The sequence below is a fragment of the Gilliamella sp. B3127 genome (assembly GCF_026536935.1).
Lineage (GTDB): Bacteria > Pseudomonadota > Gammaproteobacteria > Enterobacterales > Orbaceae > Gilliamella > Gilliamella apicola_E.
In genome coordinates this window covers 433,152-449,925 of sequence record NZ_JAFNNI010000002.1, presented here as the reverse complement: position 1 = coordinate 449,925, position 16,774 = coordinate 433,152, and the positions used below count along the sequence as shown (strand labels likewise).

Genomic DNA, 16,774 nt, shown 5'->3' with positions numbered 1-16,774 from the left:
GTATGAATATGCTAGAAGTTAATAATGTTTCAAAGATCTATGGCTCTTTACATGCCTTGTCAGAAGTTAACTTATCCGTTGAAGAAGGTAAATGGCTATCCATTATGGGACCTTCAGGCAGTGGTAAAACCACGTTAATGAATATTATTGGTTGTATGGATAAACCGTCGCTGGGTTCAGTAATTCTAGATGGACAAGATATTACCCAACTTTCATTACCCCAACTAACGGAAATTCGGCGTGATAAAATCGGCTTAATCTTTCAACAATTTCACCTTGTATCTTATTTAACCGCATTAGAAAACGTGATGGTGGCACAATATTATCATAGCATGGTTGATGAAAAAGAAGCCTTACAAGCATTAGAGCGTGTGGGGCTTGCAGCGCGGGCCAAACATTTACCGCGTCAATTATCGGGGGGTGAACAACAACGCGTTTGTATTGCTAGGGCATTAATCAATTACCCAAAACTGATTTTAGCTGACGAGCCAACCGGTAATTTAGATGAAAGCAATGAAGCAATGGTCATGAACTTACTACATCAACTTCACGAAGAAGGAAGCACAATCATCGTTGTTACGCATTCACCGGAAGTATCAAAACATGCGCAAACAACGGTAGTTCTTGAACATGGTAAAGTAGCAAGTATTATCAATAATTAATGATTATAAGGTCTATATTTATGAAAAATCGCATTGTTTCATCTGTACTATTTATCTTAATCGGAGCGTTACTTATTCTATTCCCGCTTTATATTTTACCCGTCTGCCCACTGCCGGATGTGCAATCTATGCCAGCCGATGCTATGCATTCTGCACCGATGGATGGCCACATGCACAATGCTGGTGGCAAAATCATGAAATGTTTTTGGACATCAAGGGCGGAAATTGGTATTGGTAGTTTAGTGATAGCTATTGGTGCCTTGGTGTTACTTAGCCGCTCGTTATTTGTACGTATGGGATTAAGTATGGCTATAGCTTGCACTGCGGTCTTAGCAGCTGCGATTCCAACTATTTTAATTGGTGTATGCGGTAATGAAATGATGCGTTGCAATATGGGGGCTAAACCAGCATTGATATTATTGTCAATATTATTAGCGATTGTTGCTATTATCAATGTGATATATTTAAATAAACAAGCTAATCGCTAGTAACTATTAGCAACTATTAAAAGCATTAGTCAGCCTTAACACCAATTATAGAGAACTCCAACATGCAAGAAATAACTATAGCGAATTTAGCATGGCGAAATATCCAACGACGACCATTTCGAAGTTGTTGCTTGATTATCATCATTATGCTTTTTTCCGCTACGCTATTTGGTGGTAGTGTATTGATGAAAAACCTAAGCTTAGGAATTTCAGGCATGGCTAATCGGTTAGGTGCGGACATTCTTATTGTCCCTTATGGTTATGAAAAAAATCTTGAAGTCGCCTTATTACGTGGTGAACCAAGTAGCTTTTATCTAAAAGCCGACTTAGTTGATAAAATCAAAGATATAAAAGGGATCGAAGCCGTCTCACCACAACTATTCATTGCTTCGTTAAGTGCTGGTTGTTGCACATCAAAAGTTCAATTAATTGGTTTTGATCAGCAAAGCGATTTTGTGATCAAACCTTGGCTACAAACACAGTTAGAACAACCACTGCAAGACGATCAGGTCGTGGTAGGCAGTAAAATTACCTCAAATGTAGGTGATGAAATTAAATTTTTCAATCATCCCTTTAAAATAGCCGCTAAAATGGATAGCACAGGAATGGGCTTTGACACCTCAGTTTTTATGACCATCCCTGCTGCTCATTCGCTTATGAAAGAAGCCAATTTAATTGAAGGCGATACTGACCACTTTGCTAACTATGTGTCATCGATTTTTGTTAAAGTCGACCCTGACTATCAGTCTAAAGATATTGTTAATCAAATCATGCCCAAATATGCTATCGATTACAATATTGATTTTGTGATGACCAAAGGTATGTTAAGTAATATATCTAAATGGTTAAATGGCTTCTCAACTATTGTCTATAGCTTATCGGCAATATTTTGGGTGTTAGCGATTATTGTGATCTTTGTAATATTTTCCTCATCTCTTAATGAACGAAAACGCGAAATCAGCTTATTACGTATTCTAGGTGCATCGCGCAGTGATCTGGTTAAAATGTTACTGCGAGAATCCCTTATCATTAGTGCTTTAGGTGGCCTTGCTGGTATAGTGGTTGCTGGCGTATTAATTTATGCCTTCAGCTTATTGATATGCCAAACGATAGGTTTGCCATGTATGAATATTTCAATTACCGATGGATTAATTTATGCCTTCATCGTATTTTTGCTGACATTAATTATTGGTCCGCTGTCTAGTATTTATTCAGCATTATCATTAACTAAGTTTGATACTTATCAAACATTAAGAGAGGGTGAATAATGTTATTGGATATCAAAAACCTTCGCAAAGATTACAAGCGCGGATCACAACACTTTTCAGCGGTGAATAATGTTAGTTTTTCAATGGCACAAAGTGACTTTATCAGCATTATGGGTAAATCAGGTAGTGGTAAAACGACGCTGCTTAATATGATTGCTGGGTTGTTAACGCCTACTCAAGGTAAAATCACGATTAACGGCACCAATTTATTCGATCTTGATGACAAACAAGTATCAGCATTTCGTAATCAAAATATTGGTTACATTCCACAAGGCAGCAGTTTATTACCTAATTTAACTGCTCTGGAAAATATTCGCTTACCGTTTTCTTTAACGAAACGTGAAAACCAATCGAGCTTAAATTCTGCAATGGAACTGCTAGAAAAAGCCCAAATTAGTTATTTAAAAGATGCTTATCCAGCCAACATGTCAGGTGGTGAAATGCGTCGAATAGCTATTTTACGTGCACTAATTTGCCAGCCACAAATAGTCATTGCCGACGAACCCACCAGCGATCTTGACGATGAAAGTTCAACACAAATTATGGCATTATTAGCCGATATTCATCAACAAGGCACAGGACTCTTGATTGTTACTCATGATAATGATGTAGCAAGTTATAGCCAAAAAACGCTGAAAATGTCAGCGGGACGGTTAATCGATTAAATTCGGCTCTGTCATTACCATCAATTATAAAAACAGCGGATTACAGCCCATATCAATCATAATTTTATTTAACTTTATTAGCGGTAATCCGACTAAAGAATTTATATCATCGCCTTCAAGCTTATCGAAAAGAGTAATCCCTAACTCATCACATTTAAAACTGCCAGCACATTGTAGTGGCATCTCTTTAGCGATATAAGCGTCAATTTCGGCATCAGTTAACTGACGAAAGGTGACTTTAAACGGTTCACAAATCGTTTGCGATTGGCCTGTGTGAGTATTAATGACGGTCATTCCTGTATAAAAGTAAAACGCTTTGCCACTGCTATTTTTTAATTGTTGCTGGGCGTTTTCAATAGTAAGTGGTTTACATACAATCTTTCCATCTAAAACACCTACTTGGTCGGAACCAATAATTAAACTATCAGGATTGCTTGCCACTAATGACTGTGCTTTAGCATTAGCCAATCGCACCACCAGCTGCTGTGCACTTTCATTTGGTAGTGGTGTTTCATCACAAATCGGCGGCACACAATCGAAAGGAATAGCTAATTTTTCAAGTACTTTTTTACGTGATAGTGATGTTGATGCTAGGATAATTTTCATTTTAACTGTTCTTGTAAAATCCATGCGGAAGGATGAGCATTAAAACCAATATGACCATAATAATCGACTGCTTGAGGTGCTGCAAGCAAAGTAATTGCACATTGATTATCGGTATGAATTTGAATCTCTTTTATCAACTGTTTACCAATACCTGATTTTTGATAAGCTTCATCAACGGCTAAATCAGCTAAATAAGTTATGTAGACAAAGTCAGTTAAACAGCGGGCAATACCGACAAGTTTCTGATCATGCCATGCGGTAATGACTAAATTAGCATTATCTAACATTGCTTGAAAACGTGGTTTATCACTTATTGGTCGACGTTCCGCCAATGAACAGCGAGAATATAATAATATCGCTTGTTCTATACTGGGTTTGATATCATGGCGATAAATAATATTATCCATAGTTGATCTCCATCATGATTTTGCAAAAAAGTTATTTCAATATTTTAAATTAGCGTTAGGATAACAATATTAGATTTAATTTAAAATTAGTACCATCTTAAATTAATTAAGAAAGATAAGTTAAAATGAGGAGGCGGTATGTACAAAAAAATATTAATTCCGATTGATGTCCTTGAAGATGAACTCACTCAAAAAGTGATCCCACATGTTGAGTGTTTAGCGAAGTTATCCAATGCGCAAGTTATCTTTTTTCATACCTTACCGGTTGCATCGGCTATTGTAAATGCTTACTCATTTGGTTTTGATGAGTTTAAAGATCAAGCTACAGTACAAACAGAGCAATGGCTACATCGCTTGATTGACTCAATTAATTTACCAAAAGAAAATTTATCTTTTTCAATCGCGTTTGGTAATCCACGAGATGAGATCTTACATCTAGCGGAAGAGATTGAGCCCGATCTAATTATCATAGGATCAAGACGCCCAAATATCTCAACACATCTACTTGGATCAAATGCTTCTGGTGTAGTGAGAGGTGCACAAACATCAGTGCTAGTAGTACGTTAATTTTTATTTTTCTGATGTCCTCCAAAAGGACATCAGTTTTTGCTCAAAATCCTCAATCTTTTTTGATTTTAAAAAAGCTTTTAAGCTCCAATATATTCACAAAAAGTAAGTACTGGAAACGATAATAAAAAATTTATTTACTCCAAATAAGATTGTTGTGCAAAAGGTTGTCTTTTTATAAATTAGAGATAATTAATGGCATAATCTAGTGTACGCGAAGACGGAATGATGGGGTAGGGGGTATGCCGTCATGATTTCTCGTTGGGCTTTCCTAAAGAATTGAACATCATAGCTAAGCTAAGATTATACCGCCTTTCGGCGGTATTTTATTATTGATGTTTAACAAGAAAACAGCAGTGGATCTGTTTATTGCGTCTGAAATCGAGCGATAAGGTTTTGTCGGTGATGTCTTGAAACGTCAGATTTAATTTTTGCATACCGTCGGCATCCATTTTGAAGCCTCGTTTGTTATTAGAAAAGACAATTACACCGTTTGGTCTTAATAATCGTTTTAAATCACTCATTAATTTAAGATGATCGCGCTGAACATCAAAAGTATCGTTCATCCGTTTAGAGTTGGAAAATGTTGGAGGATCGATAAAAATTAAATCAAACTGCTCATCAGCTTGAGATAAATAGAGCAAGCAGTCAGCCTGTATTAATCGATGATTTTTACCGGTTAAGCCATTTTGTTTTAGATTACGATCGGCCCACTCTAAATAGGTGCGTGACATATCAACTGTCGTGGTCGATTTTGCTCCACCAAGACCTGCGTAGACGGTTGCACTACCCGTGTAGGCAAATAGATTTAGAAAGTCTTTGCCTGCACTCATTTGTCCGATCATTTTTCTGGCTAAGCGGTGATCTAAAAATAAACCAGTATCCAAATAATCCACCACATTAACCCAAAACTGCGTTTTTTTGTGATTAATTGGATATTCATGGACTAAAAAATAATCCTGTTTTTGCCCAAGTTTTTGATATTGTTGTTTTCCCTTTTGCTTTTCACGGGTTTTTAGTACCAATTGATCGGCGGTTAATTTCAATACCGACATAGTAGCATTAATAATATCAAACAGTCGTTGTCGCGTTTTTTGTGGATCAATATTTTTAGGTGCAGCGTATTCTTGTACCACAATTTTATCTTTGTAACGATCGATAGCCACATTATATTCCGGCAAATCAGCATCATAAAGACGGTAACATTCAAGTTGTTCTTGGCTGGCCCATTTTTCCAATTTTTGACAATTTTTACGTAAACGATTGGCAAAGTCGGCAGCTGGTAAATTTGTTGATATGACCGCCTGATCCACTTGACGATCCGCAATCGAATAATTTTTTTGTAGACAATCTAAAGGGCCATTTTTGGCTTTAAATTGTTTGTCAGCACGCATTTGTAAACAATCTAAAAGTTGTGGCGCGCCACTAAATAACGATAATCTCCACCCACCAAATTGTTGTTTAATTTGGCGACCGAGTGCTGAGTGTAAGGCAACTAATGCTGGCTCACTTTCTAATCGTTCTCCGTAAGGCGGGTTACTGATGATCATGCCATGTATATGGTGATCAAGAGGATTGGTTAATTGTGTCACATCCTGCAATGCAAAAGTAATTAAATCACCAACCCCTGCTTGGATCGCATTTTGTTTGGCTCGCTCCAGTACTGTTGGGTTATTATCATAACCGATAAAAATGGTGTTAGTTTTTTTTACATTATGCTTAGCGCTGAACAGTAAGTCATTCCAAAGTGTTGGGTTAAATTCTTTCCAAGCAAAAAATCCCCATTGTTTGCGTAGCAGTCCAGGCGGGATATGAGACGCCATCATCGCAGCTTCAATCAGTAACGTTCCTGAACCACACATTGGATCGATAAGTGGTTCATCAAACCGCCAGCCAGAACGGAGAATAATAGCCGCGGCTAGACTCTCTTTTAACGGTGCTTGCCCTGTTTGTTGGCGATAACCACGTTGATGTAAGCTTTCACCGCTCAGATCTAATGATAGTGTAACTCGATTTTTGCTAAGATAAGCATGTAAACGAACTTCAGGATTTTGCTTTGCAACATTTGGGCGCTGATTGGTTTTTCGCATAAAGTGATCAACAATGGCATCTTTGATCTTTAGCGCACCATATTGGCTGTTACGAATAAAGTCATTAACACCAACAAAGTTGATAACAAATGAGTTATCTACCGCGAAGATATTGGTCCATTTGATATTCATCACACATGAATAAAGATCTAAATCACTATAGATGTCAAACTCGGCAATTGGCAATAGAATACGAGAGGCTAAACGAGACCACAATAACGATTGGTACATAGTTGACTCATTAGCATCAAAATAGACACCCCCCTGCGCCACCTTACAATTATCCGCCCCAATATTTTCCAACTCTTTTTTTAATAACTCTTCAAGCCCGCGTGATGTGCTGGCAAATAGCGTTTTCATGCATAATCCACTTAACAATAAAATTGCAGGCATTATACCGACTAATTACCAGAGTGGGAAATGATTGCCCTAAACAATAGCCAATCTAACTAAAAAGTAATCAAAAAAAAGTTGAGGAACGGGGTTTTTGAGCTTAAAAATTGCTCAATTTTTGACTATCTACTTAACATCCTTTTTATATTAATACTTAAAATTCATCTCTATAAATTAATATTACTCAGGGAAATAATCAATTTTCTGTTTATTTACGATACGTAAGGTTAAGTCTGTAATAGCGATGATCAACGCTGAGCGAATCATTTGTTGATAACGGTTTTGATACATGGATGATTTTAAGGTATCGACAATGCCGTTCTCTTGCGGGTTATTTAATGGAGAGTTAGGGGGAAGTATCATATCGTGCAATAAACTGATTGGACCTAGGATTTCGTCATCCAGATAGGTGTAATTTTTATCGTCTTGTTCTAGCTCATCTAAAATTGCCATTAACAATTCAATATCTTCATAATCTTCACGCGTGATGATGCCTAGTGCATAAAGTAATTTCAAACAGACAGAGGTATCATTAAGTGGGCCATTCTTGCCCACCAATGATGGAATAACAAACTTGATAGCATGAGGCTCTTTACGAAAAACCTTTAAAATCAATTGATTGACACTGTCATTAATCAAATTGATCGCAACCTTTAGCAAGCTGTGTATATCAGCTTGCTGATTGAGTTTTTCGAGGATGGTGTCTTCTGCTAATGTTTGCATTGTCACTTAAAATTGATGATTTTGCATAGCAGTATAAAGTTGTTCGATTTGGCTAACAACTGGATTATCACTTTCAATACCAGAAATATCGCAAAATGCTTGTTTTAAACCCTTGTTAGCAATTTGATTTGCCAGTTCGATTGCTTGTTCGTCGTCATCATTACGATAGTTAAGCGCAGCTGCAATACCGATAAGCAGATTTTGATTGCTAAGTTTATATTCAAATGTGCCAAGTAATGGTTTGATCAAACGATCGCCAGGACCTAGTTTGCGTATTGGTTGACGTCCTACTCGTGCGGTATCATCATGTAGATAAGGATTCTCAAATCGAGTTAGGATTTTTTCAATATAGGCTTGATGTTTGGCTGGATCAAAATCATAGCGTTTGATCAGTACTTGTCCACTTTCTTCCATGGCTCCACGTACAATTTTACGAATTTTATCGTTTAAAATCGCATCCCGAATGGTCGCAATATTGTTATAAAAACCGAGATAGGCTGTAATAGCATGTCCGGTATTTAAGGTAAATAGTTTACGCTCCACAAAGGCCATTAAGTTATCAACGGGCTCCATACCTTTGATTTGAGGGATTGTGCCAATAAATTGAGTTTTATCGACAATCCATTCAGAGAATGTTTCAACCGTCACCTCTAAAATATCACCTGTTTTAGAAGTTGCAGGTGGCACAATGCGGTCAACCGCAGAATCAACAAAACCAATATGCTCATTAACCCATTGGTGAAGATTTTCTGGTAGATACTTTACGATTTCCTGTTTGAACTGGCTCGTGCCACGTACCATGTTTTCACAAGCAATAATATTGAGTGGAGCGTTATTACCTTGAGCATGTCGAGCAATAATGCCTTGTGCCACACTTTGCGCAATGCTCGCTAAAATTTGAGGACCGACCGCTGTGGTAACTAGATCAACTTTCGCGATGTAATCAGCGACTTTAGGTGAAGTACTGTTGATGGCATCAACATTCTTCACCGTTTCGGTAACCGACTGCTCACCAACCACATTGACTGGATATTGATGACGGCTAGCAAGTTCATCAATAACTTGTTGATTAACATCTGCAAAAGTGACGTGGACACCGGCATCAGATAATAATTTACCAATAAAACCACGACCAATATTGCCGGCGCCAAAATGTAATGCTTGCATAATAATAACCCTTAATTTTGAATCTTTTAGTATATTAGGACACTTCCTACTTCTGTAGGAAGTGGTTAAGTTAGCTTAATATTGCTAGAACTTCTTCAATATCATTAGTGGTAGTCAGTTTTGCAATAATCTTTTCGTCATCAAGTGCATTGGTTAACTTGGCGATAACATCAAGATGTTCATTGTTACGAGCAGCAATTCCAATTACGATTTTTGCTTTATCTTGCTCTTCTTCGCCAAACTGTACACCTGCTGGATATTGGCAAAATACGATACCTGTATTAATCACATCATCTTTAGATTCAATTGTGCCGTGAGGTACAGCAATCGATTCGCCTAAATAGGTGGATGTTAATCGTTCACGTTCTAACATGGCATCAATATAAGCTGTTTTTACGTAACCATTTTCGACTAGTTTTTGGCCAGCAAAACGGATGGCTTCTTCCTTAGTTTGCGCCGTTAAACCTAAGAAGACATTTTTTGCATTCAACTTAAACAGCGGTTGGTGGGTAGGTGTTGGTTGTACAACTTGATGACCGCCTTTTGCTTTGACTAAATCATTCACTAACTGAGTATATAAATCACTATCTAAAAAGTTAGTTAATGAAATATGATAAGCGTTTGGTGCATATTGTTTTGCTCGTGCGGTTAAATCTTTATGTGTGATGATAATATCAGCATCAGTTGGCAAGTTATTAATTGCTAAATTGGTAACACTGATATCTAAATGAGCATCTTCTGCTTTTTTACGTAAAACACCCGCACCCATAGCACTTGAGCCCATACCTGCATCACAAGCAACGATGATTTTTTTCACTTTAGCAAGATCAAGTTCACTATTTTCGCTTACTCCTTTGGCTTCGCTTTTCATTGCAGTGACATCAGACATGGCTTCGTCTAAACTTTTGCCATTATCTTTTGTTGTTTTTAATAAAATAGCCGACACAATAAATGATACTGTAGTTGCTGCAAGCACAGATAACGTTACACCTAAATATGAACCTTTTGCCATACTCATTACCGCAAAAATAGATCCTGGTGATGCTGGTGCTGTTAAACCTGCATTAAATAAAGTTAAAGTAAATACACCTGTCATGCCACCTAAAATCACCGCAATTATTAGTCGAGGATTCATTAAAACATAAGGGAAATAAATTTCATGGATACCACCAAAGAAGTGAATAATTGCCGCACCACTTGCTGATCCTTTTGCCGCACCTTTACCAAAGAACATATAAGCAAGTAATAAACCTAAACCTGGACCTGGGTTTGCTTCAATCAAGAAGAAGATTGACTTACCTGTTTCTGCTACTTGTGTTACACCTAGTGAAGTAAATACACCATGATTGATAGCATTATTAAGAAATAGTATTTTTGCAGGTTCAACCAGAATAGAAGTAAGTGGTAATAAACCATGATCAACCATGAATTGTACTGCAACAATAAGTACATTAGTTAACGAAGCAACAGCTGGACCGATTCCAAAATAAGCGATAAGCGCAAGAATCATACCAATAATGCCAGCTGAAAAGTTATTAACTAACATTTCAAAGCCACTTTTGATTTTACCATCAATGAATTTATCGAACTGTTTAATGCACCATCCACCTAAAGGTCCAGATATCATTGCGCCTAAAAACATTGGAATCGATACGCCAACAATTACCCCAATTGTGGTGACCGCACCAACTACGCCACCACGATCACCGTAAACTAATTTACCACCAGTATAACCAATTAATAATGGAAGTAGATAAGTGATCATTGGTCCGATAAAAGCCGTTGATACGCCTTCATTTGGAAACCATCCTCCAGCAGATGGATCGTTAGCGTTATATAAAAAAATTGCAGTAATAAAGCCCCAAGCAATAAATGCGCCGATATTGGGCATCACCATATTACTCAGAAATCGCCCAAAATTTTGGACTTTAAGTTTAATGTTTGATGTAGTCATACAAATCTTTCCTTATTGATTGATATAATCATTATGCTGTTATTGTAGAAGCATTTAGTTACTCGATTCATCCAAAATAATCAAAAAATGTGACATATATCACACTGTTAAAAGTGGGGTATTTTTTGATTTTGTGATTTGGATCACATTTTATTATCAGTTAGAATAAAGATAGAGGGATTTGATAGTAATTTAATCAGTACTGAATTTCTTTCATTAATATTAGCACTCATTGCATCTGAAATGCGTAGCACAGAAGAAAATGGAATCAGCATGTATCTGTTTCATATGGGGGACATGTTGTGTTAGGGGGATATCATATTTTATAACGTTTTTTATCTCTAAAAGGATATAAGAAAAGTTTTTTTCTATTTATTTAAATGATGTTGAGGATGAACATTATTAAATGTAAAGAAATAAATATTATCCAGTTACACCAGGAAAATTATTTTAGAAATATTCAAAGGAAAGCCTAAAAACGCTATATTTTTTATTGCAAAAATGAAATTAAATCGTTTGTGAACGATTAAAAATACGTTATTATGATCGTAAATGTCAATTTATTCGATTATTGTAAAAGATTCAATATTTGAGATTGAACCGATAAAGCAATAATTATGAGAGGAAAATAATGAAAAAATTATTAGTATTATTGTCTTGTTGTGTTTTGTTATCCGCTTGTAAAGTAGAGTTATCACCAAGTGTTAATTTAAGTGACCTGAGTAGCGAAACACCTAAAATAATTAAATCAGATCTTACTTTAGAAGTTACTGCTTGTGGTGATTATCAAGATTCTAGAAAAGAATCTTCTTCTTTAATTGAAGCAAAACAAAAAATTACAGAAATATTTCCAAATGCAGAATATGTCGAGTGTTACAAAGAAAAATTTGATTCAAAAGCATTATTTAAAATTCCTGTTGTTGTGGGTGGTAAACAACCTGCTGGTGATATTCAGATCACTAATGGTAACTGGGGTGATGGAATGATTGTACTTGTTTCAAAAGAATTGAATAATAAAATGAGTAATATGAAAAAATCGCCAGTAGGAAAGTTAGACTTCAATATTAAAATAAATCTTAACAATGATTCTGGTAATGAACGAAATATTACTGCAAATGGAGTATATATTGATGAAAATCCTGTTCTTCTTAACCAATATGTACTTCAAAAAGGAAATAATACATTTCGATTATCAAATGTTTCCGTTGATTTTCTTTTAAAAAATAACATAACGTTTATTTATGAAGATTATAAAAAGAAGGGCGAAACTCAGTAAAGTTTAAGTCTAAGTAACTTTAGTTAAATGAGAAGGCATCTTAATTGATGCCTTTTTAAATAGATTATAATTAGCTAGGCGTTATCAATATTATTACAAAAATAAATCTTCATTTGCTTTTAAAATATATTTTTATTGGCATTTTTGTATTTATTATTTTGTAAAAACATCCTTTAAATAGTCTATCAACAAGTAACAATTGTCTATGTTGCATACAAATTTGGAAAAATAAATTACAATAAAATCAGATATATTTTTTATTAAAATACATTGGGTTTTATTACACAGATAAAATAAATTGGGGCTGAAGTGAAAATATTCAGTGTATAACCATTCTAAATAAATTCAGTTGATTTGCTAATTTACTTGAAGACCATCCTCTATTAACTAGAGCTAAAATCTTTTTAACAACTTGAGATAGTGGTTTTTATCTATATGCAATTGATTTGATGTGAGAAAATTGGTTTTGATTATGATATCAAAACCATCCACTAACTTCTCACATTAATACAACGAACTTTACTCCACAGTCACAGATTTTGCCAAATTACGAGGCTGATCGACGTCTGTGCCTTTGATTAAAGCTACATGGTAAGCAAGCAATTGGGTTGGTACCGTGTAGTAGATTGGCGCTGTAAGTTCTTCAATATGAGGTAAGTTGATGATATGCATTGTGTCATCACTCACAAAGCCTGCATCTTGCTCTGCAAATACATAAAGTTGTCCACCACGGGCACGAACTTCTTCGATATTAGCTTTAAGTTTTTCGAGTAGGTCATTGGTCGGAGCCATAACAATAACTGGCATATCTGCATCGATAAGCGCTAAAGGACCATGTTTTAATTCACCTGCGGCATACGCTTCTGCATGAATGTAGGAGATCTCTTTAAGTTTTAATGACGCTTCCATTGCGATTGGATATTCATCGCCACGGCCTAAAAATAGGGCGTGATGTTTATCGACAAAGTGTCCAGCAAGTTTTTTGATTTCTGGCTCGGCCATTAACACTTGCTCAATGCGATTTGGCAAAGTTTGTAAGGCATGGACGATCGCTTGTTCAGTGATTTCAGCCATGTCATTAAGTCGGCCTAATTTGGCAACTAAAAGCAATAATACGGTTAATTGCGTGGTAAAGGCTTTAGTTGAAGCAACGCCAATTTCAACGCCAGCTTTGGTTAGTAACACCAAATCAGCTTCACGAACTAAGGTCGAGGCAGCCACATTACAAACGGCAAGAGTGCTTAAGTAATTATTCTCTTTTGCTAAGCGTAATGCTGCAAGCGTATCTGCCGTTTCACCTGATTGTGATAGGGTGATGAATAAACTGTTTTTACGGCGAGCGGGTTTTCGATAGCGAAATTCCGAAGCGATCTCCACATCACAAGGAATACCAGCTAATGCCTCAAACCAATAACGAGCAACCATTCCGGCATTATAGGCGGTACCACAAGCAACAATTTGCACATGTTCAACTTGCTTAAGAATATTTTCCGCATCATCGCCAAGTTCAGATAAATCCACTTTGCCATGAGCCATTCGCCCTTCAAGGGTATTTTTTATAGCATTAGGTTGTTCGTAAATCTCTTTTTGCATGTAGTGATTAAAGCCAGCTTTACTGCCTGCGTCATATTTCGCATCAGATTCGATGCATGGACGGTTAACTTCTTGATGGTTTTTATCAAAAATATTCACAGTGCGATGGGTGATTAGTGCAATATCACCTTCTTCTAAGAAGATAAATTGACGAGTAACCGGTAATAAAGCTAATTGATCTGAAGCAATAAAGTTTTCACCAACGCCACAACCAATCACTAGTGGACTACCTGAACGTGCCGCGACGAGAATATCGGGATTACGCGTATCCATTACAACGGTGCCATAAGCACCTCGTAATTGTGGGATTGCTTTTTGTACTGCTTCAAAAAGTGAGCAATCTTCGGTTGAGATAATATCGTGAATTAAGTGGGCAATAACTTCGGTATCGGTTTCTGAACGGAATTGATATCCTTTTGCGATGAGTGTTTCACGCAGAGGCTCAAAATTTTCAATAATACCATTGTGCACAACGGCAATAAAACCCGATACATGAGGGTGTGCATTGTGTTCTACCGGTTCGCCGTGCGTCGCCCAACGAGTGTGAGCAATCCCAGTTGAACCTTTGATTGGATGCTCATCTACCGCATCTTTAAGCGCTTTTACTTTTCCGACACGTCTTACTCGCTGTAATTCACCTGTTGGAGAGATAATAGCAAGCCCAGCAGAATCATAACCACGATATTCTAATCGTTTTAAACCTTCTAATAATATTTCTGCCACATCACGTTTGGCGATCGCGCCCACAATACCACACATTGTTTATTCCTCTTTCAATTTAGTTGGTCTTTTCCAACCTGCAAGTTGTTTCTGTTTTACCCGGCTAACCACAAGCTCATTGTCATTGACATCATTGGTTACCGTTGTTCCAGCTGCAATGGTTGCACCTTTGCCAATTTTGACTGGTGCAATTAGTTGAGTATCGGAACCCACAAATACATCATCTTCGATCACGGTTTTAAATTTGTTCGCACCATCATAGTTACAAGTAATTGTGCCAGCACCAATGTTGACGTTACAGCCAATTTCGCTATCACCTAAATAACTTAAATGTCCTGCTTTGGTGGCATGACCAAGATGAGCTTTTTTCAATTCGACAAAGTTACCAACATGGGCATGATCATCCAGTTGGCTACCAGGTCTTATTCGAGCAAAAGGTCCGATAGTACAGTGTTTAGCAATGATTGAATCTTCAATTACTGAGAAAGGGCTAATTACGCTATCATCAGCGATGGTGCAGTTTTTTAAAATACAACCTGAACCGATAACGACATTGTTACCCAATGTAACATCACCTTGAATAATCACATTTGTATCAATAGTGACATCCTTGCCATGAGTCAATTTACCACGTAAATCAAAACGCGCAGGGTCAAGCAACGTGACACCAGCAAGTAAAAGTTGCTCAGCTTGATGCTGTTGATAATGCCGTTCTAAAGTTGCAAGTTGCAAGCGATTATTGACGCCTTCAACTTCGAATTTTTTAACTGGGTGAGACGTTAAAATGTCGTAACCATCTTGGTGGGCAAAGGCGATAATATCGGTCAAATAATACTCTTTTTGCGCATTATTATTGGTTAAACGAGATAGCCACTTTTTAAGTAACTTGCCGGTAACCAGCATAATACCGGTATTAATTTCGTTGATTTTTTGTTGTTCAACATTGGCATCTTTTTGTTCAACGATCGCTACCACTTTACCGTCTTTGCGTTCGATTCGCCCATAGCCAGTAGGATCATCTAAAATCACTGTCAATAAGGCAATGCCTTCATGTGGTTTACTGGCAATTAAATTCTGCAAAGTTTCAATTGAGATAAGAGGTGTATCACCATATAAAATCAAGATATCTTCATCATCTTCAATAAAGGGAATAGCTTGTTGAACAGCATGTCCTGTACCCAACTGTTCTGCTTGATAAACAAGTTGCACAGGTTGATCTTGTAACGATTTTTCTAACTCGCTTTTGCCATGACCATAAACAATATTGATGCGATCAGTATTAAGTTGTTGAACTGTATCAATAACATGTTGTAACATCGGCTTACCGCCGATTTTATGTAAAACTTTAGGTAGGTTGGAATACATCCGTGTGCCTTTTCCTGCCGCCAAAATAATTGCACTACGTTTTGGAGGTGAAATTGCCATAATCAGTTCCGGTCTGGTTAAATAAGGTTAATACTATAATCAAAGTTTTCCACGAAATCATCCCGTAATTGTTAATTTTTATCCTAAAAAAAGAATTATTGAAATTTACCAAGTGTTTTAATAAAAGGAAGCATTGTTATGAATAGCATTACCAAGGTCTTATTGCTTTACACCACTCACGAAAAGCAAACCCTTAAAATTATGCAACGAATAAAAACACATCTTGAGGGTAAATGTGATTGTGATTTGATTGAGTTATTGCCCGATACCAAGATAGATCTTGGTAACTACAAAGCCGTATTAATTGGTTGTTCTATTCGATATGGTTTTTACAGTAAAACCATGAAGAAGTTTATTGATGCCAATTATCAGCAATTAAATGCGTTAGAAACAGGCTTTTTTGGGGTAAATGTGGTGGCTAGAAAACCAAATAAAAATACACCTGAAACTAACCTATATACTAAAAAATTCCTTGCCAAAATTGCCTGGCAACCGACTATCAAAGCGGTATTTGCTGGTGCGCTTTATTATCCTAAATATAACTGGTTTGATCGTAATATGATTCGATTTATTATGTGGTTAGGTAAGGGTGATACAGATGTGACAAAAGAAGTAATAGAGTACACAAATTGGACAAAAGTGGATGAATTTGCCGAGCAATTTGTGGAACTTATTGATAATTAGTCTTAGTTATCTTGATAAAATAAGTCACTATTTTCGTTAAATATCAAGTCTTAAAGTTGTTTTGAAGAAACTTTGTGATATAGATC

General features: G+C 36.6%; 15 protein-coding genes. 7 read left to right on the top strand and 8 right to left on the bottom strand.

Annotated elements, in window-relative coordinates:
* Positions 1–2 precede the first annotated feature (2 nt).
* The 4 genes from J3U00_RS05090 to J3U00_RS05075 all read left to right on the top strand — a co-directional run bounded on the left by J3U00_RS05090 (position 3) and on the right by J3U00_RS05075 (position 3,083).
* A complete protein-coding gene (locus tag J3U00_RS05090; protein ID WP_267331768.1) occupies positions 3–662 on the top strand; it encodes an ABC transporter ATP-binding protein in 660 nt (219 codons plus the stop codon).
* A gap of 20 nt (positions 663–682) precedes the next feature.
* Positions 683–1,150, top strand: a complete 468-nt coding sequence (locus J3U00_RS05085; protein WP_267331767.1) for a DUF4418 family protein — start codon at positions 683–685, stop codon at positions 1,148–1,150.
* 62 nt (positions 1,151–1,212) lie between these two features.
* Positions 1,213–2,418 carry an ABC transporter permease gene (locus J3U00_RS05080; protein ID WP_267331766.1) on the top strand — a complete coding sequence of 402 codons (1,206 nt, stop codon included), beginning with the start codon at positions 1,213–1,215 and terminating at the stop codon, positions 2,416–2,418.
* The gene (locus tag J3U00_RS05075) at positions 2,418–3,083 is read left to right on the top strand and encodes an ABC transporter ATP-binding protein (protein ID WP_065563561.1); all 666 of its coding nucleotides are present in this window, start codon (positions 2,418–2,420) and stop codon (positions 3,081–3,083) included. Before J3U00_RS05080 ends, J3U00_RS05075 begins: the two co-directional genes overlap by 1 nt.
* A 24-nt stretch (positions 3,084–3,107) precedes the next feature.
* Here J3U00_RS05075 and J3U00_RS05070 read toward each other — a convergent pair whose 3' ends face one another.
* Both J3U00_RS05070 and J3U00_RS05065 read right to left on the bottom strand, forming a co-directional pair.
* Positions 3,108–3,689 carry a Maf family protein gene (locus J3U00_RS05070; RefSeq protein ID WP_065734637.1) on the bottom strand — a complete coding sequence of 194 codons (582 nt, stop codon included), beginning with the start codon at positions 3,687–3,689 and terminating at the stop codon, positions 3,108–3,110.
* Complete coding sequence (locus J3U00_RS05065; RefSeq protein WP_267331765.1) at positions 3,686–4,096, bottom strand: GNAT family N-acetyltransferase; 411 nt, start codon at positions 4,094–4,096, stop codon at positions 3,686–3,688. Before J3U00_RS05065 ends, J3U00_RS05070 begins: the two co-directional genes overlap by 4 nt.
* A gap of 138 nt (positions 4,097–4,234) precedes the next feature.
* On the opposite strand from J3U00_RS05065, the gene J3U00_RS05060 reads away from it, so the two are divergent.
* Positions 4,235–4,663 carry a universal stress protein gene (locus J3U00_RS05060; RefSeq protein ID WP_267331764.1) on the top strand — a complete coding sequence of 143 codons (429 nt, stop codon included), beginning with the start codon at positions 4,235–4,237 and terminating at the stop codon, positions 4,661–4,663.
* Between the two features lie 329 nt (positions 4,664–4,992).
* On the opposite strand, the gene rlmKL is transcribed toward J3U00_RS05060, so the two are convergent.
* The 4 genes from rlmKL to J3U00_RS05040 all read right to left on the bottom strand — a co-directional run bounded on the left by rlmKL (position 4,993) and on the right by J3U00_RS05040 (position 10,990).
* Positions 4,993–7,113 (bottom strand): bifunctional 23S rRNA (guanine(2069)-N(7))-methyltransferase RlmK/23S rRNA (guanine(2445)-N(2))-methyltransferase RlmL, encoded by a 2,121-nt coding sequence (rlmKL, locus tag J3U00_RS05055; RefSeq protein WP_267331763.1) that lies wholly within the window; start codon positions 7,111–7,113, stop codon positions 4,993–4,995.
* A gap of 213 nt (positions 7,114–7,326) precedes the next feature.
* Positions 7,327–7,869, bottom strand: a complete 543-nt coding sequence (locus J3U00_RS05050) for an MltR family transcriptional regulator (RefSeq protein WP_065563556.1) — start codon at positions 7,867–7,869, stop codon at positions 7,327–7,329.
* Positions 7,870–7,875: 6 nt separating this feature from the next.
* Positions 7,876–9,036, bottom strand: a complete 1,161-nt coding sequence (locus J3U00_RS05045) for a mannitol-1-phosphate 5-dehydrogenase (RefSeq protein WP_267331762.1) — start codon at positions 9,034–9,036, stop codon at positions 7,876–7,878.
* Positions 9,037–9,106: 70 nt separating this feature from the next.
* A complete protein-coding gene (locus J3U00_RS05040; RefSeq protein ID WP_220225737.1) occupies positions 9,107–10,990 on the bottom strand; it encodes a PTS mannitol transporter subunit IICBA in 1,884 nt (627 codons plus the stop codon).
* A 631-nt stretch (positions 10,991–11,621) separates the two neighbouring features.
* Here J3U00_RS05040 and J3U00_RS05035 point away from each other — a divergent pair.
* Positions 11,622–12,266: a DUF7424 family protein gene (locus J3U00_RS05035; RefSeq protein ID WP_267331761.1), complete on the top strand. Its 645-nt coding sequence runs from the start codon at positions 11,622–11,624 to the stop codon at positions 12,264–12,266.
* Between the two features lie 519 nt (positions 12,267–12,785).
* On the opposite strand, the gene glmS is transcribed toward J3U00_RS05035, so the two are convergent.
* Entirely contained in the window at positions 12,786–14,618 is a 1,833-nt protein-coding gene (glmS, locus tag J3U00_RS05030) for a glutamine--fructose-6-phosphate transaminase (isomerizing) (RefSeq protein WP_267330499.1), read from the bottom strand.
* Positions 14,619–14,621: 3 nt separating this feature from the next.
* Positions 14,622–15,998, bottom strand: a complete 1,377-nt coding sequence (gene glmU, locus J3U00_RS05025; protein WP_416379890.1) for a bifunctional UDP-N-acetylglucosamine diphosphorylase/glucosamine-1-phosphate N-acetyltransferase GlmU — start codon at positions 15,996–15,998, stop codon at positions 14,622–14,624.
* 153 nt (positions 15,999–16,151) lie between these two features.
* On the opposite strand from glmU, the gene hemG reads away from it, so the two are divergent.
* Positions 16,152–16,688, top strand: a complete 537-nt coding sequence (gene hemG / locus J3U00_RS05020) for a menaquinone-dependent protoporphyrinogen IX dehydrogenase (protein ID WP_416379889.1) — start codon at positions 16,152–16,154, stop codon at positions 16,686–16,688.
* Positions 16,689–16,774: the final 86 nt, after the last annotated feature.